Source organism: Pseudomonas paraeruginosa (genome assembly GCF_003025345.2).
In the GTDB taxonomy this organism is placed as follows: Bacteria; Pseudomonadota; Gammaproteobacteria; order Pseudomonadales; family Pseudomonadaceae; genus Pseudomonas; species Pseudomonas paraeruginosa.
On record NZ_CP020560.1, the window covers coordinates 100,060 to 126,205 of the forward strand.

23 protein-coding genes are annotated in these 26,146 nt (G+C 67.8%); 17 read left to right on the forward strand and 6 right to left on the reverse strand.

Annotation, left to right across the window (positions count from 1 at the left end; translation table 11 throughout):
• Positions 1-11: 11 nt before the first annotated feature.
• Positions 12-476, reverse strand: coding sequence for a type VI secretion system lipoprotein TssJ (tssJ, locus tag B7D75_RS00450; RefSeq protein ID WP_011979130.1), 465 nt, complete (start codon positions 474-476; stop codon positions 12-14).
• A gap of 44 nt (positions 477-520) precedes the next feature.
• Positions 521-2,017, reverse strand: a complete 1,497-nt coding sequence (gene tagH, locus B7D75_RS00455) for a type VI secretion system-associated FHA domain protein TagH (RefSeq protein ID WP_107113632.1) — start codon at positions 2,015-2,017, stop codon at positions 521-523.
• Positions 2,018-2,384: 367 nt separating this feature from the next.
• Here tagH and tssA point away from each other — a divergent pair, with 367 nt between their 5' ends.
• The 10 genes from tssA (at position 2,385) to vgrG1a (ending at position 15,093) form a co-directional block, all read left to right on the forward strand.
• Complete coding sequence (tssA, locus tag B7D75_RS00460) at positions 2,385-3,416, forward strand: type VI secretion system protein TssA (protein WP_011979133.1); 1,032 nt, start codon at positions 2,385-2,387, stop codon at positions 3,414-3,416.
• Positions 3,417-3,504: 88 nt separating this feature from the next.
• The gene (gene tssB, locus B7D75_RS00465) at positions 3,505-4,023 is read left to right on the forward strand and encodes a type VI secretion system contractile sheath small subunit (RefSeq protein ID WP_011979134.1); all 519 of its coding nucleotides are present in this window, start codon (positions 3,505-3,507) and stop codon (positions 4,021-4,023) included.
• Between the two features lie 12 nt (positions 4,024-4,035).
• Positions 4,036-5,532, forward strand: a complete 1,497-nt coding sequence (gene tssC, locus B7D75_RS00470) for a type VI secretion system contractile sheath large subunit (RefSeq protein WP_003151425.1) — start codon at positions 4,036-4,038, stop codon at positions 5,530-5,532.
• A gap of 75 nt (positions 5,533-5,607) precedes the next feature.
• On the forward strand, positions 5,608-6,096 hold the full coding sequence (hcp, locus tag B7D75_RS00475; protein ID WP_003151423.1) for a type VI secretion system receptor/chaperone Hcp: 489 nt from the start codon (positions 5,608-5,610) through the stop codon (positions 6,094-6,096).
• Between the two features lie 158 nt (positions 6,097-6,254).
• Positions 6,255-7,040 carry a type VI secretion system accessory protein TagJ gene (gene tagJ / locus B7D75_RS00480; RefSeq protein WP_053816468.1) on the forward strand — a complete coding sequence of 262 codons (786 nt, stop codon included), beginning with the start codon at positions 6,255-6,257 and terminating at the stop codon, positions 7,038-7,040.
• A 1-nt stretch (position 7,041) separates the two neighbouring features.
• Positions 7,042-7,551: a type VI secretion system baseplate subunit TssE gene (gene tssE, locus B7D75_RS00485; protein ID WP_003151421.1), complete on the forward strand. Its 510-nt coding sequence runs from the start codon at positions 7,042-7,044 to the stop codon at positions 7,549-7,551.
• Positions 7,548-9,407 carry a type VI secretion system baseplate subunit TssF gene (tssF, locus tag B7D75_RS00490; RefSeq protein WP_033998060.1) on the forward strand — a complete coding sequence of 620 codons (1,860 nt, stop codon included), beginning with the start codon at positions 7,548-7,550 and terminating at the stop codon, positions 9,405-9,407. Before tssE ends, tssF begins: the two co-directional genes overlap by 4 nt.
• Positions 9,371-10,417 carry a type VI secretion system baseplate subunit TssG gene (gene tssG, locus B7D75_RS00495; protein WP_107113633.1) on the forward strand — a complete coding sequence of 349 codons (1,047 nt, stop codon included), beginning with the start codon at positions 9,371-9,373 and terminating at the stop codon, positions 10,415-10,417. Before tssF ends, tssG begins: the two co-directional genes overlap by 37 nt.
• The gene (gene tssH / locus B7D75_RS00500; RefSeq protein WP_107113634.1) at positions 10,410-13,118 is read left to right on the forward strand and encodes a type VI secretion system ATPase TssH; all 2,709 of its coding nucleotides are present in this window, start codon (positions 10,410-10,412) and stop codon (positions 13,116-13,118) included. Before tssG ends, tssH begins: the two co-directional genes overlap by 8 nt.
• Before the next feature lie 43 nt (positions 13,119-13,161).
• Complete coding sequence (vgrG1a, locus tag B7D75_RS00505) at positions 13,162-15,093, forward strand: type VI secretion system spike protein VgrG1a (RefSeq protein WP_079741020.1); 1,932 nt, start codon at positions 13,162-13,164, stop codon at positions 15,091-15,093.
• Between the two features lie 126 nt (positions 15,094-15,219).
• On the opposite strand, the gene B7D75_RS29295 is transcribed toward vgrG1a, so the two are convergent.
• Genes B7D75_RS29295 through eagT6 form a run of 4 tightly spaced genes read right to left on the reverse strand, consistent with a single transcriptional unit; the run spans position 15,220 to position 17,640 of the window.
• Positions 15,220-15,345: an immunity protein Tsi6 family protein gene (locus B7D75_RS29295; RefSeq protein ID WP_011979141.1), complete on the reverse strand. Its 126-nt coding sequence runs from the start codon at positions 15,343-15,345 to the stop codon at positions 15,220-15,222.
• A gap of 10 nt (positions 15,346-15,355) precedes the next feature.
• Positions 15,356-15,889: a hypothetical protein gene (locus tag B7D75_RS00510; RefSeq protein ID WP_011979142.1), complete on the reverse strand. Its 534-nt coding sequence runs from the start codon at positions 15,887-15,889 to the stop codon at positions 15,356-15,358.
• The gene (locus tag B7D75_RS00515; protein WP_011979143.1) at positions 15,886-17,190 is read right to left on the reverse strand and encodes a PAAR domain-containing protein; all 1,305 of its coding nucleotides are present in this window, start codon (positions 17,188-17,190) and stop codon (positions 15,886-15,888) included. The genes B7D75_RS00510 and B7D75_RS00515 overlap by 4 nt, the downstream gene beginning before the upstream one ends.
• A gap of 15 nt (positions 17,191-17,205) precedes the next feature.
• Positions 17,206-17,640 carry a type VI secretion system effector EagT6 gene (gene eagT6 / locus B7D75_RS00520; protein WP_011979144.1) on the reverse strand — a complete coding sequence of 145 codons (435 nt, stop codon included), beginning with the start codon at positions 17,638-17,640 and terminating at the stop codon, positions 17,206-17,208.
• Positions 17,641-17,892: 252 nt separating this feature from the next.
• Between eagT6 and vgrG1b the strand changes: the two genes are divergently transcribed.
• From vgrG1b to B7D75_RS00555, 7 genes are read left to right on the forward strand one after another with little or no spacing between them, the layout of a single operon-like run.
• Complete coding sequence (gene vgrG1b / locus B7D75_RS00525; protein ID WP_107113635.1) at positions 17,893-20,118, forward strand: type VI secretion system spike protein VgrG1b; 2,226 nt, start codon at positions 17,893-17,895, stop codon at positions 20,116-20,118.
• 28 nt (positions 20,119-20,146) lie between these two features.
• Positions 20,147-20,596, forward strand: coding sequence for a DUF6484 domain-containing protein (locus B7D75_RS00530; protein ID WP_053816472.1), 450 nt, complete (start codon positions 20,147-20,149; stop codon positions 20,594-20,596).
• Between the two features lie 16 nt (positions 20,597-20,612).
• A complete protein-coding gene (locus B7D75_RS00535) occupies positions 20,613-21,725 on the forward strand; it encodes a DUF2169 family type VI secretion system accessory protein (protein ID WP_221411132.1) in 1,113 nt (370 codons plus the stop codon).
• Positions 21,722-22,759, forward strand: a complete 1,038-nt coding sequence (locus B7D75_RS00540) for a hypothetical protein (RefSeq protein WP_107113637.1) — start codon at positions 21,722-21,724, stop codon at positions 22,757-22,759. Before B7D75_RS00535 ends, B7D75_RS00540 begins: the two co-directional genes overlap by 4 nt.
• Positions 22,759-23,922 (forward strand): PAAR-like domain-containing protein, encoded by a 1,164-nt coding sequence (locus B7D75_RS00545; RefSeq protein WP_034081060.1) that lies wholly within the window; start codon positions 22,759-22,761, stop codon positions 23,920-23,922. The genes B7D75_RS00540 and B7D75_RS00545 overlap by 1 nt, the downstream gene beginning before the upstream one ends.
• A 13-nt stretch (positions 23,923-23,935) precedes the next feature.
• A complete protein-coding gene (locus B7D75_RS29665; RefSeq protein WP_034081059.1) occupies positions 23,936-24,859 on the forward strand; it encodes a hypothetical protein in 924 nt (307 codons plus the stop codon).
• A gap of 11 nt (positions 24,860-24,870) precedes the next feature.
• A complete protein-coding gene (locus tag B7D75_RS00555; RefSeq protein ID WP_107114647.1) occupies positions 24,871-26,118 on the forward strand; it encodes a TIGR02270 family protein in 1,248 nt (415 codons plus the stop codon).
• Positions 26,119-26,146: the final 28 nt, after the last annotated feature.

The window sequence follows — 26,146 nt, forward strand, 5'->3', positions numbered from 1 at the left end:
ACTCCGAAGGTTCAGGGCGCGGGACGCGCGACGATGCCGATGGCCTGCGCGCCGAGCGTGACGTCGAGATGGCTGGTGCGTTGCCCCGGGATGTCCAGGACCTGGCGCCAGGTGGCGCGGTCGAGGTCGCGGTAGGCGGCGACGAAGCCGAGCTGGCGGGTCTGCTCGTCGAGGGTGCGCTCGATGCGCCGCTCCTCGCCCGGACGCAGGAGGAACTCGTCCTGCTCCACCAGGTCGCCGCCGAGCGTGGACGGCGCGTTGTCGGTGAGAGCGAAGTAGTCGGCGCGGCCGAACGCGGTGTCCTTCTTCAGCTCGTACAGCCGCAGGCGCAGCGGCGCCGCCTGGCCGGCGGCGGACGGGTTGAGGTTGGGCGCGGCGTGGAGCCAGATCACCACCCGCGTCGGCGGGGTTTCCGGCGGGCTGGACGAGCAGGCGGCGAGCAGCAGCCCGAACAGCGCGATCATCAGTTTCTGCATGGTGTCGTCCTCATTGACGTTGTTTCTCCTAGTGTTCGTCGGCGTCAGGAACGCCGTAGTCGAGCGCTGTGTTCCTCGTAGGCGCGGCTGAATTCGCGGCCGAACAGCTCCTGGAAGTCATCCTCCGCCTCGCGCAGGATCTTCGCGTAGAGCTCGGTGAAGCTTTCCCAGTTCTGTGCCTGGCGGGCCCCCGGCAGCAGGCCGGAAAGCCCGGCCGGCTTGCCGAAGCGGGCTTCCAGCGCGGCCGGTTCGAAGCGCGCCAGCAGGTGGCGGATGGCCGCCTGCACGCCGGCCATCACTGCCAGCTGGTGCGCCTTGAGATCCTCGAAGCTGTCGGCCACCGCGCGGTCCGGCGCCATGAACGCCTGGTTGTCGCGGCGCAGCAGGAGCAGCATGGCTTCGTCGACGTTCGGCGCGAATTTCAGCGGGTTGTTCTGCACCGGCTGGATCATGGTCTGCGCCATGCGGAACTCGCCCTTCAGGCTGGCGCGCGCACGCAGCACGTCGACCAGCCCTTCCACCAGGCCGCGATAGCTGCGGCCGATGGCTTCCATCTGCGCCTCGGCGCCGGCCGGGTCGACCTTCAGCTGGGTCATCCCGGCGCCGCGCAGGAACGCCTGCAGCAGGTCGGCGCCGGCCGTGGGGGCGGCGCTTGCCGGCGGCGTCGGCGGCGCCACGCTCGCTGGCTGTGGCTGTGGCTGTGGCTGTGGCTGTGGCTGTGGCTGTGGCTGTGGCGGCTGCTGGGTGATCCCGGGGTCGGCGAAGGGCATCGCCAGGGGTGCCGGCTCCGGCGTCGGCAGCGGCGTGGCGAGGGGTTCCGTTGCAGGCGCCGGGCCCGCAGCGGGCGTATTGCCGAGCAGCTCGGCGAACGGGTCCCAGTCGGCCGGAATCAGCGGCGCGCCGCCAGCGGGCGCTGGCGCCGGAGTGATCGCGGGCGGTGGCGGGATCACCGGTTCCGGCGGGCGGAAGTCGTGCTGTTCGGCCGGCACGTGGTCCGGGCGCGGTGCCGCGCCGGGCGGCGGCGGGGTGAGGAAGTCGAACAGGTCGGGCCTGGTATCCAGCGGCGAGCCGCCCTGGAAATGCGCCGCCACCGCCGGGTGCGGGGTGGCCGCCGGCTCGGGAAATGCCGGCGCCGTGGCGGCGTTCTGCCGGCTCATCAGCGCATCGAAGCTGGTGAATGGATCGGTCTGCGGGTTGCCGCTGCCGGGCAGGGCGATGTCGTGGCCGAGCTGGACGAGGATGTCGTACTCGCCGAGGCGGACGGTCTCGCCGTCCTGCAGCGGTTCGCTGTTGCCGCGGCGCAGGCGATGTCCGGCGTTGACCAGCAGCACGCCGTTGGTGCTGGTATCGGTGAGGTAGTACACCCCGTCGCGGTTGAGGATGGTGCAGTGGCGGCTGGAGACCAGGCGCTCCGGGTCCGGCAGGACCCAGTCGTTGTCCGGGCCCCGACCGATGGTCAGCTGTCCCTGGTCCAGTACCTTTTCCGAACACTGACCGGGGGTCAGCTTGTGGTAGCTGGTGATGGTCAATCGCAGCGGCATTGCTACTCCTTGCATTGCCAGCGCCCGGCTCTTCCAGGCGCCCACCCTCGTGCCCGAGGGGTTTCGGTTCGCATCCAGGCTGGCCCAATGGCTTTCCGGCGTTTCGTCGCCTCGGGAAGACACATCGGGTTGTACCGGATTATAAAAGACTAATCCTACGTCTTTAAAAGATTTGTCCGATCTGCGGTGTCATGCAACTAGTGGCCTTGTGCCTTCCTTGACAAGCATTGCGGCATGCCACAAGAATTTTGCCAACCTTTCGAGTCATCCGATATTCATCAATGGCTCCTACAAGATCCGACGGAGTGGATCTTACAAGCGAAGGTGAGGGCCGCGTAGCGGCTCCGATGATAGGGAGATCGTCACCGTGCTGGATGTACCCGTTTTGCTGGCCGCCGTAGCCCCGGACTCGCCCTGTGGCGAGGACCTGGAGTACGACGCCGCCTTCCTCGAGCTCGAACGCATCGCCCAGGGCCAGCCCGAGCGGCAGATGGGCGACGCCGTGTTGCCCGCCGAACCGCCGGAGTGGCCGCGCGTGCGCGCGCTGGCCTGCGAGCTGTTCGGCCGCAGCAAGGACCTGCGGGTGGCCAACCTGCTGCTGCAGAGCAATGTCGCCCTCGACGGCCTGGACGGGCTCGCCGAGGGCCTGTTGCTGGTCCGCGAACTGCTCGACCAGTACTGGGACGGGGTCTATCCGCTGCTCGACGCCGATGACGACAACGACCCCACCTTCCGCATCAACGCCCTCACCGGCCTGGTCGCCGAGCCGCTGCTGCAACTGGTCTGGGCGATCCCGCTGGTGCGCTCGCGGGCGTTCGGCCCGGTCAACCTGCGCGCCGCGCTGAACGCCGCCGGCCTGCAACGCTTCGCCAGCGAGACCCTGAGCCCCGAGCAGATCGCCGGCGCCTTCGCCGATGCCGACGCCGATGCGCTGGCCGCCACCCGGCGCGCCCTGGAAGGCGCCCAGGAACATGCCCTGGCCATCGAGGGCGGTGTCGCCGAACGGGTCGGCTCGGCCCAGGGCCTCGACCTCGCCCCCCTTCGCCAACTGCTTCGCCAGGCCCTCCAGGTGTTCGACCTGTACGGCCCGCAGGGCGCCGGCGCATCCGTCGTGCCGGGCGCCGAAGCGGCCCCCGCCGAAGAGCCCGGCGCAGCGCCTGTCGCCGCCGCCGTGCCGGCAGCGCGCGCCAGCGGCGAGATCGGCAACCGCGAGGATGTCCTGCGCCAGCTCGACCGCCTGCTCGAGTATTACGTTCGCCACGAGCCATCGAGCCCGGTGCCGGTGCTGCTCAAGCGCGCCAAGACGCTGGTGACGGCGGACTTCGCCGAAATCGTGAGGAATCTCATCCCCGATGGGATCACTCAGTTCGAAACCCTGCGGGGCCCGGAGAACGAGTAACGCCTAGCGGCCGTCCGGGCCAACGCTGCAAGCCGCCGGGGCGATTCCGCCGGCGCTAACAACCGCCGTCGCGCGAGGGAGAAACGAGATGGGAAGCACTACCAGCAGTCAGAAGTTCATCGCCAGGAACCGGGCGCCACGCGTGCAGATCGAGTACGACGTGGAGCTGTACGGCGCCGAGAAGAAGGTCCAGCTGCCCTTCGTCATGGGCGTGATGGCGGACCTCGCCGGCAAGCCCGCCGAGCCCCAGGCGGCGGTCGCCGACCGCAAGTTCCTGGAGATCGACGCGGACAACTTCGACGCCCGGCTCAAGGCGATGAAGCCGCGGGTGGCCTTCAACGTGCCGAACGTGCTGACCGGCGAAGGCAACCTGAGCCTGGACATCACCTTCGAGAGCATGGACGACTTCAGCCCCGCCGCGGTGGCGCGCAAGGTCGACTCGCTGAACAAGCTGCTCGAGGCGCGCACCCAGCTGGCCAACCTGCTGACCTACATGGACGGCAAGACCGGCGCCGAGGACATGATCATGAAGGCGATCAAGGACCCGGCCCTGTTGCAGGCCCTGGCCAGCGCACCGAAGCCCAAAGACGACGAGCCGCAGGCGTAAGAGGATTCCAGCATGGCCGAATTGAGCACCGAGAACCTGGCCCAGGGCCAGACCACCACCGAGCAGACCAGCGAGTTCGCCAGCCTGCTGCTGCAGGAATTCAAGCCCAAGACCGAGCGCGCCCGCGAGGCGGTGGAAACCGCCGTGCGTACCCTCGCCGAACACGCCCTGGAGCAGACCAGCCTGATCTCCAACGACGCGATCAAGTCGATCGAGTCGATCATCGCGGCGATCGACGCCAAGCTCACCGCGCAGGTCAACCTGATCATGCACCACGCCGACTTCCAGCAGCTGGAAAGCGCCTGGCGCGGCCTGCACTACCTGGTCAACAACACCGAGACCGACGAGCAACTGAAGATCCGTGTGCTGAACATCTCCAAGCCGGAGCTGCACAAGACCCTGAAGAAGTTCAAGGGCACCACCTGGGACCAGAGCCCGATCTTCAAGAAGCTCTACGAAGAGGAATACGGCCAGTTCGGCGGCGAGCCCTACGGCTGCCTGGTCGGCGACTACTATTTCGACCAGTCGCCGCCGGACGTCGAGCTGCTCGGCGAGATGGCGAAGATCTCCGCCGCGATGCACGCGCCGTTCATCTCCGCCGCCTCGCCGACGGTGATGGGCATGGGTTCCTGGCAGGAACTGTCCAACCCGCGCGACCTGACCAAGATCTTCACCACCCCGGAATACGCCGGCTGGCGCTCGCTGCGCGAGTCCGAGGACTCCCGCTACATCGGCCTGACCATGCCGCGCTTCCTGGCGCGCCTGCCGTACGGGGCGAAGACCGACCCGGTGGAAGAGTTCGCCTTCGAGGAAGAGACCGACGGCGCCGACAGCAGCAAGTACGCCTGGGCCAACTCGGCCTACGCCATGGCGGTCAACATCAACCGTTCCTTCAAGCTCTACGGCTGGTGTTCGCGGATCCGCGGCGTCGAGTCCGGGGGCGAGGTGCAGGGCCTGCCGGCGCACACCTTCCCCACCGACGACGGCGGCGTGGACATGAAATGCCCGACCGAGATCGCCATTTCCGACCGTCGTGAGGCGGAGCTGGCGAAGAACGGCTTCATGCCGCTGCTGCACAAGAAGAACACCGACTTCGCCGCCTTCATCGGCGCGCAGTCGCTGCAGAAACCCGCCGAGTACGACGATCCGGACGCCAGCGCCAACGCCAACCTGGCGGCGCGCCTGCCCTACCTGTTCGCCACCTGCCGCTTCGCCCACTACCTGAAGTGCATCGTTCGCGACAAGATCGGCTCGTTCAAGGAGAAGGACGAGATGCAGCGCTGGCTGCAGGACTGGATCCTCAACTATGTCGACGGCGACCCGGCCCACTCCACCGAGACCACCAAGGCCCAGCACCCGCTGGCGGCGGCCGAGGTGGTGGTGGAGGAAGTCGAAGGCAACCCGGGTTACTACAACTCGAAGTTCTTCCTTCGCCCGCACTACCAGCTCGAGGGACTGACTGTATCGCTACGCCTGGTATCCAAGCTGCCTTCGGCCAAAGAGGCCTGAGGCGTTCAACGACAGCGCCTGCCATGGTGGCGGGCGCTTGCATAGCGTAGTGGCGCGAGCCACACGGGAGGAAAGATGGCTGTTGATATGTTCATCAAGATCGGCGACGTCAAGGGTGAGTCCAAGGACAAGACTCACGCCGAGGAAATCGACGTGCTGGCATGGAGCTGGGGCATGTCCCAGTCCGGGTCGATGCACATGGGCGGTGGCGGCGGCGCCGGCAAGGTCAACGTGCAGGACCTGTCGTTCACCAAGTACATCGACAAGTCCACGCCCAACCTGATGATGGCCTGCTCCAGCGGCAAGCACTATCCGCAGGCGAAGCTGACCATCCGCAAGGCCGGCGGCGAGAACCAGGTCGAGTACCTGATCATCACCCTGAAGGAAGTCCTGGTGTCCTCGGTGAGCACCGGCGGCAGCGGCGGCGAAGACCGCCTGACCGAGAACGTGACCCTGAACTTCGCCCAGGTCCAGGTCGACTACCAGCCGCAGAAGGCCGATGGCGCGAAGGACGGCGGTCCGATCAAGTACGGCTGGAACATTCGCCAGAACGTACAGGCCTGATGCGCCGGCCACCGGTCATGGCCTGGCCGCGCCAGGCCTTGGCCGGTGCGCCCGCCTGACCTCCCGCGTGAGGTACCCAATTGCACCGGGTCGGGCGCCGTGTCCGACCCTTCACTCGTTCCGGGCGCCTGGGCTCCCGGCTACAGGGAAGTAACGCGATGATCGCCGAAGAACTGTTGCGTGCCGGGCGCCTGGACGACGCGCTGAAAGCCTTGCAGGAGCAGGTGCGCAGCCAGCCGTCGAACGCCACCCTGCGGATCTTCCTGTTCCAGCTGCTGGCGGTGATGGGCCAGTGGACGCGGGCGCTGAACCAGCTCAAGGTGGTCGGCGAACTGGACGCCTCGGCACTGCCGATGGTGCAGACCTACTCCACCGCCATCGAATGCGAGGCGCTGCGCCGCGAGGTGTTCGCCGGGCGCCTGACCCCGGTGATCCTCGGCCAGCCGGCGGAATGGATCGCCCCGCTGCTGCAGGCCCTGAGCCTGGACGCCGAGGGCCATGGCGAAGCCGCCCAGGGCTTGCGCGAGCAGGCTTTCGACGCGGCGCCGGCGGTGCCCGGGCGGATCGGCGAGACGCCCTTCGCCTGGCTGGCCGACGCCGACACCCGGCTCGGCCCGGTACTCGAGGTGATCGTCAACGGCCGCTATGCCTGGCTGCCGATGAGCAACCTGCGCAGCCTCCAGGTCGAGGCGCCGAGCGACCTGCGCGACCTGGTCTGGCTGCCGGCCGAACTGACCCTGGCCAACGGCGGCGCCACCGTCGCGCTGTTGCCGGCGCGCTACGCGGAAACCGTCGAGCACGGCGACGACGCCGCGCGCCTCGGGCGCAAGACCGAGTGGCTGGACAGCGGCCTGCCGCTCGGCCAGCGGCTGTTCGTCACCGACGCCGGCGAAACCGCGCTGTTCGACCTGCGCCGCCTGGACTTCGAGGCGACGGACGCCTGACATGGCCGAGCTGACCCTCCAGGAGCGCCTGCAGCCGTCGCTGCTCGACCGCCTCACCGACGACGAACCGGGCAACCTGAAGGAAGCCGCGGAGCGCCGCGTGCTGACCCTGAGCCAGCTGAAGGCCTCGGTGCTGCGCGACCTGGCGTGGCTGTTCAACACCACTTCGCTGTTCGACCACGACCTGGCGGCGCGCATGCCGGCCGGCAACTCGGTGCTCAACTACGGGCTGCCGGCGCTGGCCGGGCACACCGCGTCGAGCGTCGACGTGCATGCCATCGAGGCGTTGCTCACCGAGACCATCGCCACCTTCGAGCCGCGCATCATCCGTTCTTCGCTGCGAGTGCGCGCGCAACTGCTGCCCGGCGAGATGGACCACAACGCCCTGAGCTTCGAGATCGAGGGCGATCTCTGGGCCGAGCCAGCGCCGCTGCGCCTGCTGCTGACCACCAACCTGGACCTGGAGACCGGCCACGTGCGGGTCGCCCAGGGCGAGCGGAGGCGTGCATGAACCCGCGCCTGCTCGAGTACTACAACCAGGAACTGCAACACATCCGCGAAAGCGCCGCGGAATTCGCCGAGGAATTCCCGAAGATCGCCGGGCGCCTGTCGCTGTCCGGCTTCGAGTGCGCCGACCCCTATGTCGAGCGCCTGCTGGAAGGCTTCGCCTATCTCACCGCGCGGGTCCAGCTGAAGCTCGACGCGGAATACCCGACCTTCACCCACAACCTGCTGGAAATCGCCTATCCGCACTACCTGGCGCCGACCCCCTCGATGACCGTGGTGCAGTTGCGCCCGGACCCCAACGAAGGCGCCCTGAGCAGCGGTTTCAGCGTCGAGCGCGGGGCCTCCCTGCGTGGCCAGCTCGGCCCCGAGGACCAGACCGCCTGCGAGTACCGCACCGCGCACCCGGTGACCCTGTGGCCGCTGGAAGTGGCCCAGGCCGACTACTTCGGCAACCCGGCCGCGGTGCTCGGGCGTCTCGCCGCCAGCGAGCCGCGGGCCAAGGCCGGCCTGCGCATCCGCCTGCGCAGCGGCGCCGGCATTCCGTTCCACAGCCTGTCGCTGGACGCCCTGCCGCTCTACCTGCACGGGGCCGACGAACAGCCCTATCGTCTCTACGAGCAGTTGCTCGGCAACGCCTGCGCGGTGTTCGTCCGCGCCCCGGACAACGCCTGGGTCGAGCGCCTGCCGGCGAGCAGCCTGCGGCCGCGCGGCTTCGACGACGAGGACGCGCTGCTGCCGGTGGTGCCGCGGGCGTTCCAGGGCTACCGCCTGCTGCAGGAATACTTCGCCCTGCCGGCGCGCTTCCTGTTCGTCGAGTTCTCCGGGCTGAATCGCGCCCTGCGTCGCTGCGCCGGCGAGGAACTGGAGCTGATCGTGCTGTTCGGCAAGCACGACGCGCGCCTGGAGGGCACGGTGGACGCCGAGCAACTGGTGCCGTTCTGCACCCCGGCGATCAACCTGTTCCCGCGTCGCTGCGACCGCATCCACCTGTCCGACCGGGTCAACGAGCACCATGTGATCGTCGACCGCACCCGGCCGCTGGACTTCGAGGTGCATTCGCTGCAGCAGGTCAGCGGCCACGGCAGCGGTCCGGAGCAACCCTTCCAGCCGTTCTACGCGGTGCGCGATCCGGCGCGCTACGGTCGTGAGCAGGCCTACTTCAGCGTGCGCCGCGAACCGCGCGTGCTGTCCAGCAAGCAGCGGCGCAAGGGCCCGCGTTCGACCTATGTCGGCAGTGAGACCTTCGTCGCCCTGGTCGACGCCAGCCAGGCGCCCTATCGCCACGACCTGCGCCAGCTCGGCATCGCCGCGCTGTGCACCAACCGCGACCTGCCGCTGTTCATGCCGATCGGCGCGCACAGGAGCGACTTCACCCTGGAGGACAGCGCGCCGGTCATGCAGGTGCGCTGCCTCGCCGGACCGAGCCGGCCGCGCGCCAGCCGTGCCCACGATGCCAGCGCCTGGCGGCTGATCAGCCAGCTGTCGCTGAACTACCTGTCGCTGGCCGAGCGCGGCCAGGGCGCCGCCGCCCTGCGCGAACTGCTGCGGCTCTATGGCGACAGCGGCGATCCGGCGCTGCAATTGCAGATCGAGGGCCTGCGCGAGGTCAGCAGCAAGCCCTGCACGCGGCGCCTGCCGATGCCCGGGCCGATCGTCTTCGGCCGCGGCCTGGAGATTACCCTGGACTTCGACGAGAACGCGTTCCGCGGTACCGGGGTGTTCCTCCTCGGCGCGGTGTTCGAGCGCTTCCTGGCACGCTACGTGTCGATCAACAGCTTTACCGAGACGGTGCTGCGCACCGGCGAACGGGGCGAGGTGATGAGATGGCAGGCGAAGCCGGGCAGCCGTCCGAACCTCTGAGCCTGCTCGCCGGGATGGCGGCGGCGCCCTGGGACTACGACTTCTTCCAGGCGCTGCGGCGCATCGAGTGCGAGTCGCCGCAACTGCCGCGCCTCGGGCATTCGGTGCGGCTGGCGGACGATCCGCTGCGCCTCGGGCAGAAGCCCGACTGCACCTTCGCGCCCTCGACCCTGGCCTCGGTGAGCCAGGCCGGCGCCGACGCGGCGCCGCGCCTGGACCAGTTCTTCTTCGGCCTCACCGGGCCCAACGGGCCGCTACCGCTGCACCTCACCGAATACGCCCGGGAACGCCAGCGCAACGTCAACGATGCGACCTTCAAGCGCTTCATGGACGTCTTCCACCACCGCCTGCTGACCCTGTTCTACCGGGCCTGGGCGGAGGCGCGACCGGAGATCAGCCACGACCGGATCGACGACGACTACTGGTCGGCACGCCTCGCCGCGCTGTCCGGGCGCGGCATGCCGAGCCTGCGCGCTCGCGTGCCGCTGGCGGACACCGCGCGCTACTACTACACCGGCCACCTCGCCGCGCAGACCCGCTACCCGGACGGCCTGCGGGTGATCCTCGCGGAGTATTTCGAGGTCCCGGTGGCGGTCGAGGAGTACGTCGGCCAGTGGCTGGAGCTACCCGAGCGCAGCCGCCTCGGCGTCGACTCGACGAGCCTGGGCATGGACGTCTGCCTGGGCACCCATGTCTGGGATCGCCAGCACAAGTTCCGCCTGCGCCTGGGGCCGCTGGACCTCGATCAGTACCAGCGCTTCCTGCCCGACGGCGACCACTTCGTCGAGCTGGCCGCCTGGGTCGCCGAATACCTGGGCGAGGAGCTGGACTGGGACGTCAACCTGGTCCTGCAACGCCAGGAAATACCCCCGCTGGGCCTGCAGGGCGGCGGGCGGCTCGGTTTCAACACCTGGCTGGGCGATCCCGGCCAGGATGCCAGGGATCTACTGCTGGCCCGCCAGTACGCCACTGCGCGGCCGCATGAGCACAAGGAGAAGGAACATGAGTGAGATCAGTCGCGTTGCGCTGTTCGGCAAGCTGAACAGCCTGGCCTACAAGGCCATCGAGGCCGCCACGGTATTCTGCAAGCTGCGCGGCAATCCCTATGTCGAGCTGGTGCACTGGTTCCACCAGATCCTCCAGTTGCCGGACTCGGACCTGCACCAGATCGTCCGCCAGTCCGGGATCGACCCGGCGCGCCTGGCCAAGGACCTGACCGAGGCCCTCGACCGCCTGCCGCGCGGCTCGACCTCGATCACCGACCTGTCCTCCCATGTCGAGGAGGCGGTGGAGCGCGGCTGGGTCTACGGCAGCCTGATGTTCGGCGAGAGCCAGGTGCGCACCGGCTACCTGGTGATCGGCATCCTCAAGACGCCGAGCCTGCGCCATGCCCTCACCGGGCTGTCGGCGGAATTCGCCAAGCTCAAGGTCGAGGCGCTCACCGAGCGCTTCGACGAGTACGTCGGCGCCTCGCCGGAGAACGGCCTGTCGGCCAGCGACGGCTTCAACGCCGGCGCCGCCCCGGGCGAGGCCAGCGGCGCCATGGCGCCGAGCGCGATGGGCAGGCAGGAGGCGCTCAAGCGCTTCACCGTGGACCTCACCGAGCAGGCCCGCAGCGGCAAGCTCGATCCCATCGTCGGGCGTGACGAGGAGATCCGCCAGCTGGTGGACATCCTCATGCGCCGCCGGCAGAACAACCCGATCCTCACCGGCGAGGCCGGCGTCGGCAAGACCGCGGTGGTGGAAGGCTTCGCCCTGCGCATCGTCGCCGGCGACGTCCCGCCGGCGCTGAAGGACGTCGAACTGCGCGCCCTCGACGTCGGCCTGCTGCAGGCCGGGGCGAGCATGAAGGGCGAGTTCGAGCAGCGCCTGCGCCAGGTGATCGAAGATGTGCAGAGTTCCGAGAAGCCGATCATCCTGTTCATCGACGAAGCCCACACCCTGGTCGGCGCCGGCGGCGCGGCCGGCACCGGCGACGCCGCCAACCTGCTCAAGCCGGCCCTGGCGCGCGGCACCCTGCGCACCGTGGCGGCGACTACCTGGGCCGAGTACAAGAAGCACATCGAGAAGGACCCGGCGCTGACCCGGCGCTTCCAGGTGGTGCAGGTGGACGAGCCGTCCGAGCACAAGGCGATCCTGATGATGCGCGGCGTCGCCTCGACCATGGAGCAGCACCACCAGGTGCAGATCCTCGACGAGGCGCTGGAGGCGGCGGTCCGGCTGTCGCACCGCTACATCCCGGCGCGCCAGCTGCCGGACAAGTCGGTGAGCCTGCTGGATACCGCCTGCGCGCGCACCGCCATCAGCCTGCACGCGGTGCCGGCCGAGGTCGACGACAGCCGCCGGCGCATCGAGGCGCTGGAAACCGAACTGGCGATCATCCGCCGCGAGAGCGCCATCGGCGTCGCCACCGGCGAACGCCAGCGCAACGCCGAGACCCTGCTGGCCGAGGAGCGCGAGCGCCTGGCCGGCCTGGAGCAGCGCTGGGCCGAGGAAAAACGCCTGGTCGACGAACTGCTGGAGACCCGCGCCCGTCTACGTGCCGCCGCCGAAGCGGTGGACGCCGGCGGCGTGCCGCTGGGCGAAGGCGAGGCGCGTCTCGACGAGGAACAGCGCCAGGCGCTGCATGCGCGGCTGGCGGAACTGCAGGCGCAACTGAGCGCGTTGCAGGGCGAGGAACCGCTGATCCTGCCGACCGTGGACTATCAGGCAGTGGCCTCGGTGGTCGCCGACTGGACCGGGATTCCGGTCGGGCGCATGGCGCGCAACGAGATCGAAACCGTGCTCAACCTCGACAGCCACCTGAAGAAACGCATCATCGGCCAGGACCATGCGCTGGAGATGATCGCCAAGCGCATCCAGACCTCCCGCGCCGGCCTCGACAACCCGAGCAAGCCGATCGGCGTGTTCATGCTCGCCGGCACCTCCGGGGTGGGCAAGACCGAGACCGCGCTGGCGCTGGCCGAGGCCATGTACGGCGGCGAGCAGAACGTCATCACCATCAACATGAGCGAGTTCCAGGAAGCCCACACCGTCTCCACCCTCAAGGGCGCCCCGCCCGGCTACATCGGCTACGGCGAAGGCGGCGTGCTGACCGAGGCGGTGCGCCGCAAGCCCTACAGCGTGGTGCTGCTGGACGAAGTGGAGAAGGCCCATCCGGACGTCCACGAGATCTTCTTCCAGGTCTTCGACAAGGGCGTGATGGAGGACGGCGAAGGCCGGCTGATCGACTTCAAGAACACCCTGATCCTGCTCACCACCAACGCCGGCACCGAGATGATCGCCAGCCTCTGCGCCGATCCGGAACTGATGCCCGAGCCGGAAGCCATCGCCAAGTCGCTGCGCGAGCCGCTGCTGAAGATCTTCCCGCCGGCGCTGCTCGGCCGCCTGGTGACCATCCCCTACTACCCGCTCAGCGACGACATGCTCAAGGCCATCTCGCGCCTGCAACTGGGGCGGATCAAGAAGCGCGTGGAGGCGACCCACAAGGTGCCGTTCGAGTTCGACGAGGGCGTCGTCGACCTGATCGTCTCGCGCTGCACCGAGACCGAGAGCGGCGGGCGGATGATCGACGCCATCCTCACCAACACGCTGCTGCCGGACATGAGCCGCGAGTTCCTCACCCGCATGCTCGAAGGCAAGCCGTTGGCCGGGGTGCGCATCAGCAGCCGCGACAACCAGTTCCACTACGACTTCGCCACGGCCGACTGAGCGCCATCGAGACCAGCAGTAGAGAGGAGCGTCGATGGGATTGATGCAACTGACCCGCCTGGTCCAGGTGGATTGCCCGCTGGGGGCGGACGTGCTGCTGTTGCAGCGCATGGAGGGCCGCGAGGAACTGGGGCGGCTGTTCGCCTACGAGCTGCACCTGGTCTCGGAGAACCCCAACCTGCCGCTGGAACAGTTGCTCGGCAAGCCGATGAGCCTCTCGCTGGAGCTGCCCGGCGGCGGCCGGCGCTTCTTCCACGGCATCGTCGCGCGCTGCAGCCAGGTGGCCGGGCACGGCCAGTTCGCCGGCTACCAGGCCACCCTGCGGCCCTGGCCGTGGCTGCTGACGCGGACCTCGGACTGCCGGATCTTCCAGAATCAGAGCGTGCCGGAGATCATCAGGCAGGTATTCCGCGACCTCGGCTTTTCCGATTTCGAGGATGCCCTCACGCGCCCCTACCGCGAGTGGGAATACTGCGTGCAGTACCGCGAGAGCAGCTTCGACTTCATCAGCCGGCTGATGGAACAGGAGGGCATCTACTACTGGTTCCGCCATGAGCAGAAGCGCCACATCCTGGTGCTCTCCGACGCCTACGGCGCGCATCGCAGCCCTGGCGGCTACGCCAGCGTGCCGTACTACCCGCCGACCCTCGGCCATCGCGAGCGCGACCACTTCTTCGACTGGCAGGTGGCGCGCGAGGTCCAGCCCGGTTCGCTGACCCTCAACGACTACGACTTCCAGCGCCCCGGCGCGCGCCTGGAGGTACGTTCGAACATCGCCCGGCCGCACGCGGCGGCCGACTACCCGCTGTACGACTATCCCGGCGAGTACGTGCAGAGCCAGGACGGCGAGCAGTACGCGCGCAACCGCATCGAGGCGCTCCAGGCGCAGCACGAGCGCGTGCGCCTGCGCGGCGTGGTGCGCGGCCTCGGCGCCGGGCACCTGTTCCGCCTGAGCGGCTATCCGCGCGAAGACCAGAACCGCGAGTACCTGGTGGTCGGCGCCGAATACCGGGTGGTCCAGGAGCTCTACGAAACCGGCAGCGGCGGCGCCGGCTCGCAGTTCGAGAGCGAGCTGGACTGTATCGACGCCAGCCAGTCGTTCCGTCTCTTGCCGCAGACTCCGGTGCCTGTGGTGCGCGGTCCGCAGACCGCGGTGGTGGTCGGGCCCAAGGGCGAGGAGATCTGGACCGACCAGTACGGCCGGGTCAAGGTGCACTTCCACTGGGATCGCCACGACCAGTCGAACGAGAACAGCTCCTGCTGGATCCGCGTGTCCCAGGCCTGGGCCGGGAAGAACTGGGGTTCGATGCAGATCCCGCGGATCGGCCAGGAAGTGATCGTCAGCTTCCTCGAAGGCGACCCGGACCGGCCGATCATCACCGGGCGGGTCTACAACGCCGAGCAGACAGTGCCCTACGAGCTGCCGGCGAACGCCACCCAGAGCGGGATGAAGAGCCGTTCGAGCAAGGGCGGCACGCCGGCCAACTTCAACGAGATCCGCATGGAGGACAAGAAGGGCGCCGAGCAGTTGTACATCCATGCCGAACGCAACCAGGACAACCTGGTGGAGAACGATGCCTCGCTGATCGTCGGCCACGACCGCAACAAGAGCGTCGGCAACGACGAACTGGCGCGCATCGGCCACAACCGCACCCGCGCGGTGAAGCTCAACGACACCCTGCTGGTGGGCGGGGCGAAGAGCGATAGCGTCAGCGGCACCTACCTGATCGAGGCCGGCGCGCAGATCCGCCTGGTCTGCGGCAAGAGCGTGGTGGAGTTCAACGCCGACGGCACCATCAACATCTCCGGCAGCGCCTTCAACCTCTACGCCAGCGGCAACGGCAACATCGACACCGGCGGCCGCCTCGACCTCAATTCCGGCGGCGCCAGCGAGGTCGACGCCAACGGCAAGGGCGTGCAGGGCACCATCGACGGCCAGGTGCAGGCGATGTTCCCGCCGCCGCCGAAGGCCTGAGACGGCTCAGCGGAGGGGAAAGCCGCGTTGGTATTCCCCGCGGCTGGCCAGGTGGGCCTGGAAATTCATCGTTCGCTTCTCGCTGGTCTGGTCGATCTTCAGGCCGCGTGCGCTGCGCACGGCGACCTAGTGGGCAGCCTTGAGCGCTTCGGCGAGCTCGACATCGGTCTCGTCGAATTCCTTCACGGCGATCGCGCCGATCCCGATCCGGTGCAGCGCGGCGCGGTTCGGTTGATGCCCGAGCGGCACCATCGTCGGCGCCTCATGGATTGTCGGGAACGAAATCCGGCCCGCCGAGCTTGTCGCGTACCGTCGTGGACGTGCGCAGGAGAGGCCCCCACAGGCCGTTGCTGCTGTTCCAGGCCGCGCCGGCCCAGCGGGTGTCGCGGATCAGCTCGTCCTTGTTCGCCTCGAGCTGCCGCTTCAGCGCGACCGCGACGGCGCCGAGGTCGACCTCGAACAGATCACCGTAGGGGCCCTGCGGATTCGCGCGTTTCTTCGACAGGCAGAAGCGGTAGTACCAGATCCAGTTCTGGGCGACGTAGATCGCCCGGTTGCGATCGGGATAGGTGGCGAGGATCTTCAGCAGCGCGGCGACGAAGCGGAAGGGCAAGTCCGGATCGCGGGTGGCGCGCCAGTACGGCATCAGCAACTGGTCGAACGCCTGGCTGACGTTCTGCGGCTCCTCGTTGTCGCTGCGGGCCTCGAGGAAGTAGAAGGGTTCGCCGACGAGGAAGCGATCCAGCTCGTCGTTGGCCAATGCCAGGGTCAGAACGTTGTCCGGGTTCATGCTCATTGGATTCTCGCGATGTCGTGGGTCGACATCAGTACGTTTACATCGTTTCCATGGGGGATCGCCACATTGTCCAGAACCGCTTCGCGCATGCCGCCCGGGTGGGTGAGGCCGCCGGGCCGCCACAGCGAGTTGACCCCGCCCTCGTTGCCGGTCGGCATCAGCACCTTCGGGTTCTCCAGGTTCAGCATGTAGATCTCCTTGCCGGCCAGCGAGCCTGGATCGTACCCCAGCGCCGACTCCAGCACGGAGACGTCGCCGGTGCGCTTGTACTCGGCGACCACGGAGTTCAGGTCGGACTTGGCCATGACGAACTTGTTCGGGTTGAACGAGGTGTAGTTCGGGTTGGCGATGTCGTCGGTGGTGAAAAGGAAGGCGCCGCCCTCTTCCTTGAACACCTTCAGGTGCTTGTCGATATAGGACTTCTTCAGGTACTCGCTGGGAGGCGGCCGCTTGCCCTTGGCCAGGCCCAGGATATCCGCTTCGGTCCTGCCGCGCTTGTAGGCGGGCGTGCGTACCTCGCCGGCCGCCGAGGCCCGGCCGAGCCGGGCCATCTTCGGCCCGAAGCCCAGCAATGCCATCCCCGCCACGCCCTGGAACAGATCGCGGTAACCGGGACCGAGGCGATCGCCAAGGTCGCCGAGCAGGGCCATGCCGCCCATCATCAGCCCGCCGATGGCGACGAAACCGGCCAGCGCCGCGACCCCGGCCATCGCCGCCAGCAGCAGGCCGCCGGCAAGGGCCGCCAGGCCCAGCGCCTCGAGTCCGGTGTGCAGCCATTCCTCCAGGTCGAGGACGAAGGCCACCCGCTCGGTGGGGCCGCCGATGAAGGTGTCCTGGCTGCCGGTCTTGATGTGCGCACCGCAGACCATCTTGCTCTGCAAGCGCGCGGCGGGCTTGCCGTTGATGTACACGGTGGCGCTGCCCTCGGCGATGATCACCGGGAACGGCCACAGCGGATGGTTCAGCGGCAGGCCGCTGCAGGTGGCGGAGACGTCGTCGCCGGCGCGCATCGCGTTGCGGCTGTTCACGTAGACATTGAAGCTGCCGCGTATGAGCACCCCGGTGGTGGGTTCGGGCAGCTCGAAGATAGTGGTCAGGCCCTTGACGATCTGGAACATCGACAGCCCGCCGGCGGCGATCGAGCCGGCCAGGATCACCGCGGCCAGGCCGCCGGTGGCGGCAGTGGCGGCGACCACGGCGGCGCCGATCAGGGCTCCGGCCACGGCCCCGGCGACCATCGCGGCGACACCGAAGCCGTGGGCGATCTCGTCGCCCAGGCGGGCGGCGGCTTGCGCATCCATGCGTTGGCGCTCGAATCAGTGGCCGGCGGGGCGCGGAACCAGGGTCTGCATCGCCTGCTTCCAGGCCGGCTCGTGGTGCGGCAGGTCCCCGGGGGTGGTGGTCAGGGTGGTGATCAGCACCGCCGGGCGGCGCTCGATGAACACCTGGCGCAGCATCAGGTCGCGGCCTTCGCGCTGCCACTGGTAGTCGAGGAGCACGGCGGCGTGGCCGTGGATGTTGATATCCCAGCGCTTGTGCAGCTTGAAGCCGGGTAATTGTTTCTCGGCGTTCTCCAGCTGGCGCGCGACGTAGTCGGCGAAGGGCGCGTCGCCCTGGCTGGCGTCGCGGCTGATGACGAAGCTGGCTTCGCGGGCGGGGCCGCTGGCGGGGAGCTTGAAGATGTTGATGCTCTGGTCCTGCCAGGCATCGGGAATCTCGAGATCGGCTTCGTGGAGGCGATAGAGCGTCACCGTGTTAACCCCTTCCCTAGGATTCTGAGTGCGTCGTTGCTGGACAAAATCTTTACGGAATGTTGCCTGGGAATCAAGGTTTTCCTGTGCGGCTTCGCCGCTCGATGATGGCCCTGTGCCTGTTCGCCGTCGGTCGGGGCACTCGTCGGAATCTGTGCCACGCATCTCCCTTCCCGCCCCATCAGCGCCTATGCTGCGTGGGTGACGCCGTCCGAACGGCGCCAGTGATGGACGTGGATCAAGGATGATTTCATGGCACTTGCGCAACAGACCCGCCTGGTCCGGGTGGACAGTCCGCTCGGTGCGGATGTCCTGCAACTGCAGCGAATGGAGGGCCGCGAAGAACTCGGCCGGCCGTTCGCCTACGAGCTGGAACTGATCTCGGAAGACCCCGACCTGCAGCTCGACGGCCTGCTGGGCAAGCCGGCCAGCCTGGCGCTGGAGCTGCACGATGGCAGCCGGCGCCACTTCCACGGCATCGTCGCCGCCTACAGCCAGGGTTCCGGCAATGGCCAGTTCGCCAGCTACCAGGTCACCCTGCGGCCCTGGCTGTGGCTGCTCACGCGCACCTCCGACTGCCGCATCTTCCAGAACCAGAAGGTCCCGGACATCATCAAGCAGGTGTTCCGCGACCTCGGCTTCTCCGACTTCGAGGATGCCCTGAGTCGCTCCTACCGCGAGTGGGAATACTGCGTGCAGTACCGCGAGACCAGCTTCGACTTCGTCAGCCGGCTGATGGAGCAGGAGGGCATCTACTACTGGTTCCGCCACGAGCAGAGCCGTCACATCCTGGTGCTCTCCGACGCCTATGGCGCGCACCGGAGCCCGCCGGGCTACGCCAGTGTGCCCTACTACCCGCCGACCCTGGAGCAGCGCGAGCGCGACCACTTCTACGACTGGCACATGGCGCGCGAGGTGCAGTCCGGCTCGCTGAGCCTCAACGACTACGACTTCCAGCGCCCCGGCGCGCGCCTGGAAGTGCGCTCGAACATCGCCCGTTCGCATGTGGCGGCCGACTACCCGCTGTACGACTACCCCGGCGAGTACGTGCAGAGCCAGGACGGCGAGCAGTATGCGCGGACCCGCATCGAGGCGTTGCAGGCGCGTTACGAGCGGGTGCGCCTGCGCGGCCGCGCCCGTGGCCTGGGTTCCGGCCACCTGTTCAAGCTCAGCGGCTACCCGCGCGAGGACCAGAACCGCGAGTACCTGGTGGTCGGCGCCGAGTACCGGGTGGTCCAGGAACTCTACGAGACCGGCGGCGGCGGGGTCGGCGCACAGTTCGAGAGCGAGCTGGATTGCATCGATGGCGGCCAGGCCTACCGCCCCTTGCCGACCACCCCGTTGCCGATCGTCCGCGGCCCGCAGACCGCGGTGGTGGTCGGGCCCAAGGGCGAGGAGATCTGGACCGATCAGTACGGCCGGGTCAAGGTGCACTTCCACTGGGACCGCCACGACCAGTCGAACGAGAACAGCTCCTGCTGGATGCGCGTGTCCCAGGCCTGGGCCGGGAAGAACTGGGGCTCGATCCAGATCCCGCGGATCGGCCAGGAGGTGATCGTCAGCTTCCTCGAAGGCGACCCGGACCGGCCGATCATCACCGGGCGGGTCTACAACGCCGAGCAGACGGTGCCCTACGAGCTGCCGGCGAACGCCACCCAGAGCGGCACCAAGAGCCGCTCGAGCAAGGGCGGCACGCCGGCCAACTTCAACGAGATCCGCATGGAGGACAAGAAGGGCGCCGAGCAGTTGTTCATCCACGCCGAGAAGAACCAGGACATCGAGGTCGAGAACGACGAGACCCACTGGGTCGGCCACGACCGGACCAAGACCATCGACCACGACGAGACCGTGCACGTGAAGCACGATCGCACCGAGACCGTGGACAACAACGAGACCATCACCATCGGCGTCGACCGCACCGAGAAGGTCGGCAACAACGAGAAGATCAGTATCGGCGCGAACCGCACCGAGGACGTCGGCAGCAACGAGACCATCAGCATCGGCGTCGACCGCACCGAGAAGGTCGGCAGCAACGAGAAGATCAGCATCGGTGCCAATCGCACCGAGGACGTCGGCAACGACGAGACCATCAGCATCGGCGCGAACCGTAGCGAGTCGGTGGGCAACAACGAGACGATCAGCATCGGCGCCGACCGCAGCGAGTCGGTGGGCGCCAACGAGAGCATCGATATCGGCGGCAACCAGAGCACGAGCATCGGCAAGAACGAGTCGCGCAGCGTCGGCCAGGGCCGCGATACCTCGGTGGGCAAGGACGATAGCCTGGACGTGGGCAAGAGCTTCACGCTCAACGCCGGCGACTCGATCACCCTGGTCACCGGCGCCGCCAGCATCCGCATGAAGAAGGACGGCAGCATCGTCATCAGCGGCAAGAACATCACCATCGACGGTTCCGGGGCGATCAACATCAAGGCCGACAAGAACGTGGTGATGAAGGGTCGCAAGATTCTCCAGAACTGAAGCGGCGCAGAGCCAGGGAGTGCAGCGCATGAGTGTCGAGATCCATCTACCGGGGCCCGCGTCGGCCCTCCCCGCCCGCCTCGACGGCGTGGTCATCGGCATCCTCCTCGACGTGCCGGACGCCGCCGCGCCGGTGGTCGCCTATCCCGGTTGTCCGAACGAGCACGGCCTGGCGGCGGCCACCACCACCCAGCTCGGTCGCGCCGACATCGGCGCCCAGGTAGCGTTGATGTTCGTCGCCGGCGACCCGCGCCAGCCCCTGCTGATCGGGCGTATCCAGCGCCTGCCGCAGGGAGCGTCCGCGCAGCTGGACGGCGAACGCCTGGAGTTCAGCGCCGAGCGCGAGATCGTCCTGCGCTGCGGCAAGGCCAGCATCACCCTGACCCGTGCCGGCAAGGTGATCATCCGTGGCGCCTACCTTTCCAGCCGGTCCACCGGGGTCAACCGGATCAAGGGCGGCTCGGTGCAGATCAACTGAACGCGGCGGGCCCGACATGGAACTGTTGAATGCCACCCCGCTCGCCGCCGCCTACAACCAGGGGCTCGACGCCGCAGGCCGGGAGTCGCTGGTGGTGATCGCCAAGGGCAGCTTCGACCTGCCGCTGGACGGCCGCGAGGCGCGCCTGCTGGACGAGCAGCAGGCGTTGCTGATGATGGACGAGTTCTTCGGCGAGCCGGGGCTTTCCGCGCCGCGCCGGGAGTGCGACTTCGTCCCCTTCAAGCCGTTCTGCGATGTGCTGGTGCTGGGTAGCGCCCAGGCGCCCGGTGGGCGGCCGGTACAGCAGTTGACCGCGGGCATCCGCGTCGGCCGGGTCGGCAAGGCGTTGACGGTGCATGGGCCGCGCCAGTGGGAGCCGGGATTGCTCGGTGCCGGTGCGGGCGTCGCGCAGCCGTTCCAGCGCCAGGACATTTCCTATGCCAGCGCCTTCGGCGGCAGCCATGCCTCGCCGGACAACCCCGGTTTCATGGATTGCTACATGGCCAATCCGGCCGGATGTGGCTGGTTTCCACGCAGCGCCGACACCGCCGAGATCGTCGGCACGCCGATGCCGGCCACGGAAAAGCTCGGCGAGCCGGTGGACAGCCCCCACGGCCGCTTCACGCCGATGGCGCTCGGCCCGCTGGGTCGCCACTGGCAGGCCCGGGTCGGCTTCGCCGGCCGCTACGACGACGCCTGGTTGGCCGAGCGCTTCCCGTTCCTGCCCGCCGACTTCGACGAGCGCTACTTCCAGTCCGCGCCGGCCGACCAGTGGACCGACCATCTGCGCGGCGGCGAGGAGGTCCTGCTACTCAACCTCACCGGCGAGGAGCGCGCGGCCTTCCGCGTGCCGCGCAGGGAGGTGCCGGTGACCTTCTTCCTGAAAAAGGGTGGCCACGAAACCGCGCAGGCACGGATCGATACCCTGCTGGTGGACTGCGACGCCCGTCGCGTGGAAGTCACCTGGCGCATTCGCCGGCCGTTGAAGCGCAACCTGTTCGAGATCGCCCAGGTGCTGGTCGGCAGCAAGTCCGCCGCCTGGTGGCGCGCCCGCGAGCTGGGCAAGGACTACTACCCCTCGCTTGCCGCGTTGGCACGCAGCCGCCAGGCCGAGGAGGACGAGGCATGAGCCAGGCCCTGAGCATCGTCGCTTCCGGCATGGTCAGCGCGGTGGGTCTCAGCGCGCCGGCCAGCTGCGCGGCGATCCGCTGCGCCCTGGACAACTTCCAGGAAACCCGTTTCATCGACCAGGGCGGCGAATGGTTGCTTGCCGCCAGCGTGCCGCTGGAGCAGCCCTGGCGCGGCCGCGCCAAGCTGCTGAAGATGGCTGCGCGAGCCATCGACGAGGCCTTGCGCGGCCAGCCCGATCTCGATTGCACGGAGCTGCCGCTGCTGCTCTGCGTCGCCGAGGGCGACCGTCCCGGACGCTGCGCGGGGCTCGACGAGTCCTTCCTGCGCGACCTGGAAAACGAGCTGGGACGACGCTTCCACCCCTCCTCGGCGCTTATCGCCCGTGGCCGGGTCGGTGGTGCGGTGGCCCTGCTCAACGCGCGCAAGCTGGTCCAGGGCGGTTGTCGGCAGGTCCTGCTGGCCGGCGTCGACTCCTTCCTCAACGGGCCGACCCTGGCGGCCTACGAAGCGCGCGAGCGGCTGCTGAGCAGCCAGAACTCCAACGGCTTCATTCCCGGCGAAGGCGCTGCCGCCGTGCTGGTCGCCGCGCCGCTCCACGAGGAGGCGCCGCAGCTGCTCTGCATCGGCCTCGGCTTCGGCATCGAGAAGGCCACGGTGGAGAGCGAGGACCTGCCGCTACGCGCCGACGGCCTGACCCAGGCTGTGCGCGCCGCCCTCGCCGAGGCTGGCTGCGGCCTGGAGCAGATGGACTACCGGCTCACCGATATTTCCGGCGAGCAGTACTACTTCAAGGAAGCCTCGCTGACCCTGAGCCGCAACCTGCGCGTGCTCAAGCCGAAGTTCGACCTCTGGCACCCCGCCGACTGCATCGGCGAATGCGGCGCCGCCATCGGTCCGGCGTTGCTCGCCGTGGCCCTGGCCGCTTCGCGCAAGGGCTACGGCGACGGGCCGAACGTGTTCTGCCACCTGGGCAACGACGCCGGCGAACGCGCCGCCGCGCTGCTCAGCTATCGACGGGTGAGGGCTGCCTGATGGCCAACGAGGTGTACGCCAACGACATGGAGATCTCCTGCAAGGCGGCGAGCGGCAAGTCCATCGCGGCCTTCCCGGACGTCTGCTTCACCCCACCGCAGGCGCCGCCGACGCCGATGGGGGTGCCGATCCCCTATCCCAATACGGGTTTGGCAAAGGACACGACCAAGGGAACCCGGACCGTTCGGATCACCCGCAAGGAAGTGATGCTGAAGAACAAGAGCTACTTCAAGACCAGCTATGGCGATGAAGCCGGGCGGGCGCCGAAGAAGGGGGTCATTACCAGCAAGATCAAGGGCAAGGTGTACTTCACCTCCTGGTCGATGAACGTGAAGTTCGAGAGCAAGAACGTTGTCCGGCACATGGATCTGACGACTCACAATCACGGTTCCCAACCGGGAAATACCATGACCTGGACCTATGCCGACCGCATGGCCTACGCCAAGGGCCTGAGTCAGTGCGACGATGAGAGGACGCGTGCCAAGGATGCTTGTGGAGACACCAGCAAGAAGGTGGTCTGCCCGGATATCTCCGCCTTGAAAAAGGCATCCGCTGCTCGTGCCGCCGCCAAGAAAAAAGCCGGTGACAAGTTCAAGGACAATGCCGATTACCAGAGTCGGCATCAGGAGGTGCAACGCGAATTTTCCGCCTTGGCCGAAAAGATCAATAACGACCCCTGCCAGAAGGCCTTGCGCTGTTTCCTGGCCCCTTACAGGCCGAACCGCTGCTGCCCTGGGCAGACCGGCGACCACTTGGTTGACGCTGCCTCGTTCGGCCCGCGCAAAGGGAAGAAAATAACCGGCTGGAGCAAGTACCAGACCAACAAGGCGCCTTGTATCTGCGCCGAGGGGCCGAACCAGACGACGGCGACGCATGGACAATTGCATACGCGGAGAGGCGTGGTTGCACTGCATGAGCAAGATGACAAGGGGGAATGGCCGAGAGGGCGAGCTACCCAGGTAGGGGCAAAAGCGGCGCGAAAGACTTTTCCGGACTCCAACTGCTCGCAGGAGTGCTTGGAGGCGCAACTGAACAAGTATCACGACACCGCAAAGGATGACGGGGCGGAAAAGCCCATCAAGGCGAATGCCTCAATGACCAGTGATGTCGGTGAGAGGGCCGCTGCCCGTGTCGAGATGTTCGAACAAGTAACTCTCAGATAATCAGGAGCAATTCATGGATGCGAATGACCGCCGCTTCAGTGGGTTCAGTCTGAGTACCGGCGTACTTCGGTATTCGGATCTGGCCTATCTGCTGGCTACCAGCGATGAGGATATCCAAGAGGGGTTGGTTGGCACCCTCCTGTTCACTATCGACCGTGGTACGCCGGGAGCTGCGAGCCTGGACTGGCTGGCCTGCTCGGGTACGGTCTGCCATCTTCCGAGTGAGCGTTATGTTGCGCTGGGCGTCCAGGGCCAGGTGCGGGTAATGGGAGGTGGCTCCCAGAGCGATGAGTCGATTTCGAACAGCGGTAGGGATCCTCGTTCGAGAGGACCGTTGAGGGAAGTGAGAGGCGTCGCCAGGGGGCGCGCTTATGCCGTGGGCACTTGTCGTCAGGCTTATGTTCGTGAAGATGAAGGGGTATGGCGTTGCATCGATCAGACTGCCCAGGGCGGAGATGTGGCGCTAACCGACACCAGCTTCGAATCCATCGATGGCTTCAGCGAACAGGAAATCTATACGGTTGGCTGGGAGGGAGAAATCTGGAGTTACGATGGTTCTGTTTTCACTCAGGTAAGCAGCCCCACCAACCTCGCCTTGTACAAGGTGCGTTGCGCTGGCGACGGTTACGCCTATGCCTGTGGACAACTGGGCACCTTGTTGCGTGGTCGCGGCGACAAGTGGGAAATCATCGAGCATGAGTCCACTCGGGAGGACCTCTGGGGCATGGAATACTTCGACGGCCACCTTTACGTTTCCTCGACGCACTTCGTCTATCGGCTGGTGGACGGACGCTTGGAGCGAGTGGACTTTGGCGATGATGTCCCAGCCTCCTGCTATCACCTGAGCGCGGCAGACGGAATCATGTGGTCGGTCGGAGCGAAAGATGTCATGGAGTTCGACGGACAATCCTGGAAGCGGATTCTCGAGATTCAGTGATCAACGAAGCGATGCCGAGAATGAGCCTGCCAATCGTCTCTATGCTCGATCAGCACGCCGAGGAAGCCGCCTTCCTCGCCCTGCTCCGCGACTACGCCGTGTGCGCGCCGCACTACGACCTGGAAGAGCTCGCCGAACTCGACCAGCGCATCGAGGCGCACCTGGATGGCCTGTCCATCGCCGGCCAGGCTGGATACGAAGCGCTGTTCGAGCAACTCGATGCGCATGCCCAGGGCGAGGCGTTCGCCCTCGCGGCGCTGGCCATGCAGGCTGGCGACGAGGCGGTGATCGGGCGGATGCGCGCCTGCCTGGCGGAGTCTAGGGAAGCCCGGCGCGGTTTCGCCGCCGCCCTCGGCTGGCTCGACTGGGAGCGCGTGCAGCCCTGGGTCGAGCGCCTGCTGGCCTCGCCGGAACCGCTGTTCCGCAGCCTCGGCCTGGCCGCGTGCGGCATGCACCGGCAGGATCCGGGGCCGGCGCTGCTGTCCGCCCTCGGCCATGCCGACCCGGCGGTGCTGGCGCGCGCCGCGCGCACCGCCGGCGAGCTGCGTCGGCGCGACCTGATGGCGGATATCCGCGCCTACCGCGCCCACGACGACCCGAGCCTGCGCTTCTGGGCCAACTGGGCTACCGCGCAGATGGGCGACGAGGAGGCGTTGGGGCCATTGCGTGCGTTCGCCGGGCAGCCCGGCCCGTTCCAGCTGCCGGCGACCATGGTGCTGCTCGCCTGGCAGCCGCGCGATACCAGCATGGCCTGGATTCGCCAACTGATGCAGGCGGCGGAGACGCGGCGGATCGGCATCCAGGCCACCGGCCTGTTCGGCGATCCGGTGGCGGTGCCGTGGCTGATCCAGCAGATGCGCGACGAGAGCCTGGCGCGGGTCGCCGGCGAGGCCTTCAGCCTGATCACTGGTGCCGACCTGGCGTTGCTCGACCTGGAGCTGGAGGTTCTGCCCGACCACGACCCTGGCCCCAACGACGATCCCGACGACGAGAACGTCGCCCTCGACGACGACGAGAACCTTACCTGGCCGGAGGCGGAGCGAGTCTCCGCCTGGTGGCGGGACAACGGCGCGCGCTTCGTCGCCGGGCGCGCCTACCTGCTCGGCGAGCCGCTGGGCGAGGCGCGTTGCCGCGAGGTCCTGCGCGATGGCCAGCAACGCCAGCGGATGGCCGCGGCGTGCCTGCTGGCGCGCTTCGTGCCGGGCCTGCCGCTGTCTCCCACCAGCGCGCCGGTGCGCCGGCAACTGGCCCTGTTCTGATAGCTGGCTGTCGCCGGCAGCGGCGGGT

Coding starts and splice junctions, on each gene's coding strand:
- tssJ (WP_011979130.1), bottom strand. CDS start 476: ATGCAGAAACTGATGATCGCGCTGTTCGGGCTGCTGCTCGCCGCCTGC.
- tagH (WP_107113632.1), bottom strand. CDS start 2,017: ATGCCGCTGCGATTGACCATCACCAGCTACCACAAGCTGACCCCCGGT.
- tssB (WP_011979134.1), top strand. CDS start 3,505: ATGGGAAGCACTACCAGCAGTCAGAAGTTCATCGCCAGGAACCGGGCG.
- tssC (WP_003151425.1), top strand. CDS start 4,036: ATGGCCGAATTGAGCACCGAGAACCTGGCCCAGGGCCAGACCACCACC.
- hcp (WP_003151423.1), top strand. CDS start 5,608: ATGGCTGTTGATATGTTCATCAAGATCGGCGACGTCAAGGGTGAGTCC.
- tagJ (WP_053816468.1), top strand. CDS start 6,255: ATGATCGCCGAAGAACTGTTGCGTGCCGGGCGCCTGGACGACGCGCTG.
- tssE (WP_003151421.1), top strand. CDS start 7,042: ATGGCCGAGCTGACCCTCCAGGAGCGCCTGCAGCCGTCGCTGCTCGAC.
- tssF (WP_033998060.1), top strand. CDS start 7,548: ATGAACCCGCGCCTGCTCGAGTACTACAACCAGGAACTGCAACACATC.
- tssG (WP_107113633.1), top strand. CDS start 9,371: ATGGCAGGCGAAGCCGGGCAGCCGTCCGAACCTCTGAGCCTGCTCGCC.
- tssH (WP_107113634.1), top strand. CDS start 10,410: ATGAGTGAGATCAGTCGCGTTGCGCTGTTCGGCAAGCTGAACAGCCTG.
- vgrG1a (WP_079741020.1), top strand. CDS start 13,162: ATGCAACTGACCCGCCTGGTCCAGGTGGATTGCCCGCTGGGGGCGGAC.
- B7D75_RS29295 (WP_011979141.1), bottom strand. CDS start 15,345: ATGGTGCCGCTCGGGCATCAACCGAACCGCGCCGCGCTGCACCGGATC.
- B7D75_RS00510 (WP_011979142.1), bottom strand. CDS start 15,889: ATGAGCATGAACCCGGACAACGTTCTGACCCTGGCATTGGCCAACGAC.
- B7D75_RS00515 (WP_011979143.1), bottom strand. CDS start 17,190: ATGGATGCGCAAGCCGCCGCCCGCCTGGGCGACGAGATCGCCCACGGC.
- vgrG1b (WP_107113635.1), top strand. CDS start 17,893: ATGGCACTTGCGCAACAGACCCGCCTGGTCCGGGTGGACAGTCCGCTC.
- B7D75_RS00530 (WP_053816472.1), top strand. CDS start 20,147: ATGAGTGTCGAGATCCATCTACCGGGGCCCGCGTCGGCCCTCCCCGCC.
- B7D75_RS00535 (WP_221411132.1), top strand. CDS start 20,613: ATGGAACTGTTGAATGCCACCCCGCTCGCCGCCGCCTACAACCAGGGG.
- B7D75_RS00540 (WP_107113637.1), top strand. CDS start 21,722: ATGAGCCAGGCCCTGAGCATCGTCGCTTCCGGCATGGTCAGCGCGGTG.
- B7D75_RS00545 (WP_034081060.1), top strand. CDS start 22,759: ATGGCCAACGAGGTGTACGCCAACGACATGGAGATCTCCTGCAAGGCG.
- B7D75_RS29665 (WP_034081059.1), top strand. CDS start 23,936: ATGGATGCGAATGACCGCCGCTTCAGTGGGTTCAGTCTGAGTACCGGC.
- B7D75_RS00555 (WP_107114647.1), top strand. CDS start 24,871: ATGCCGAGAATGAGCCTGCCAATCGTCTCTATGCTCGATCAGCACGCC.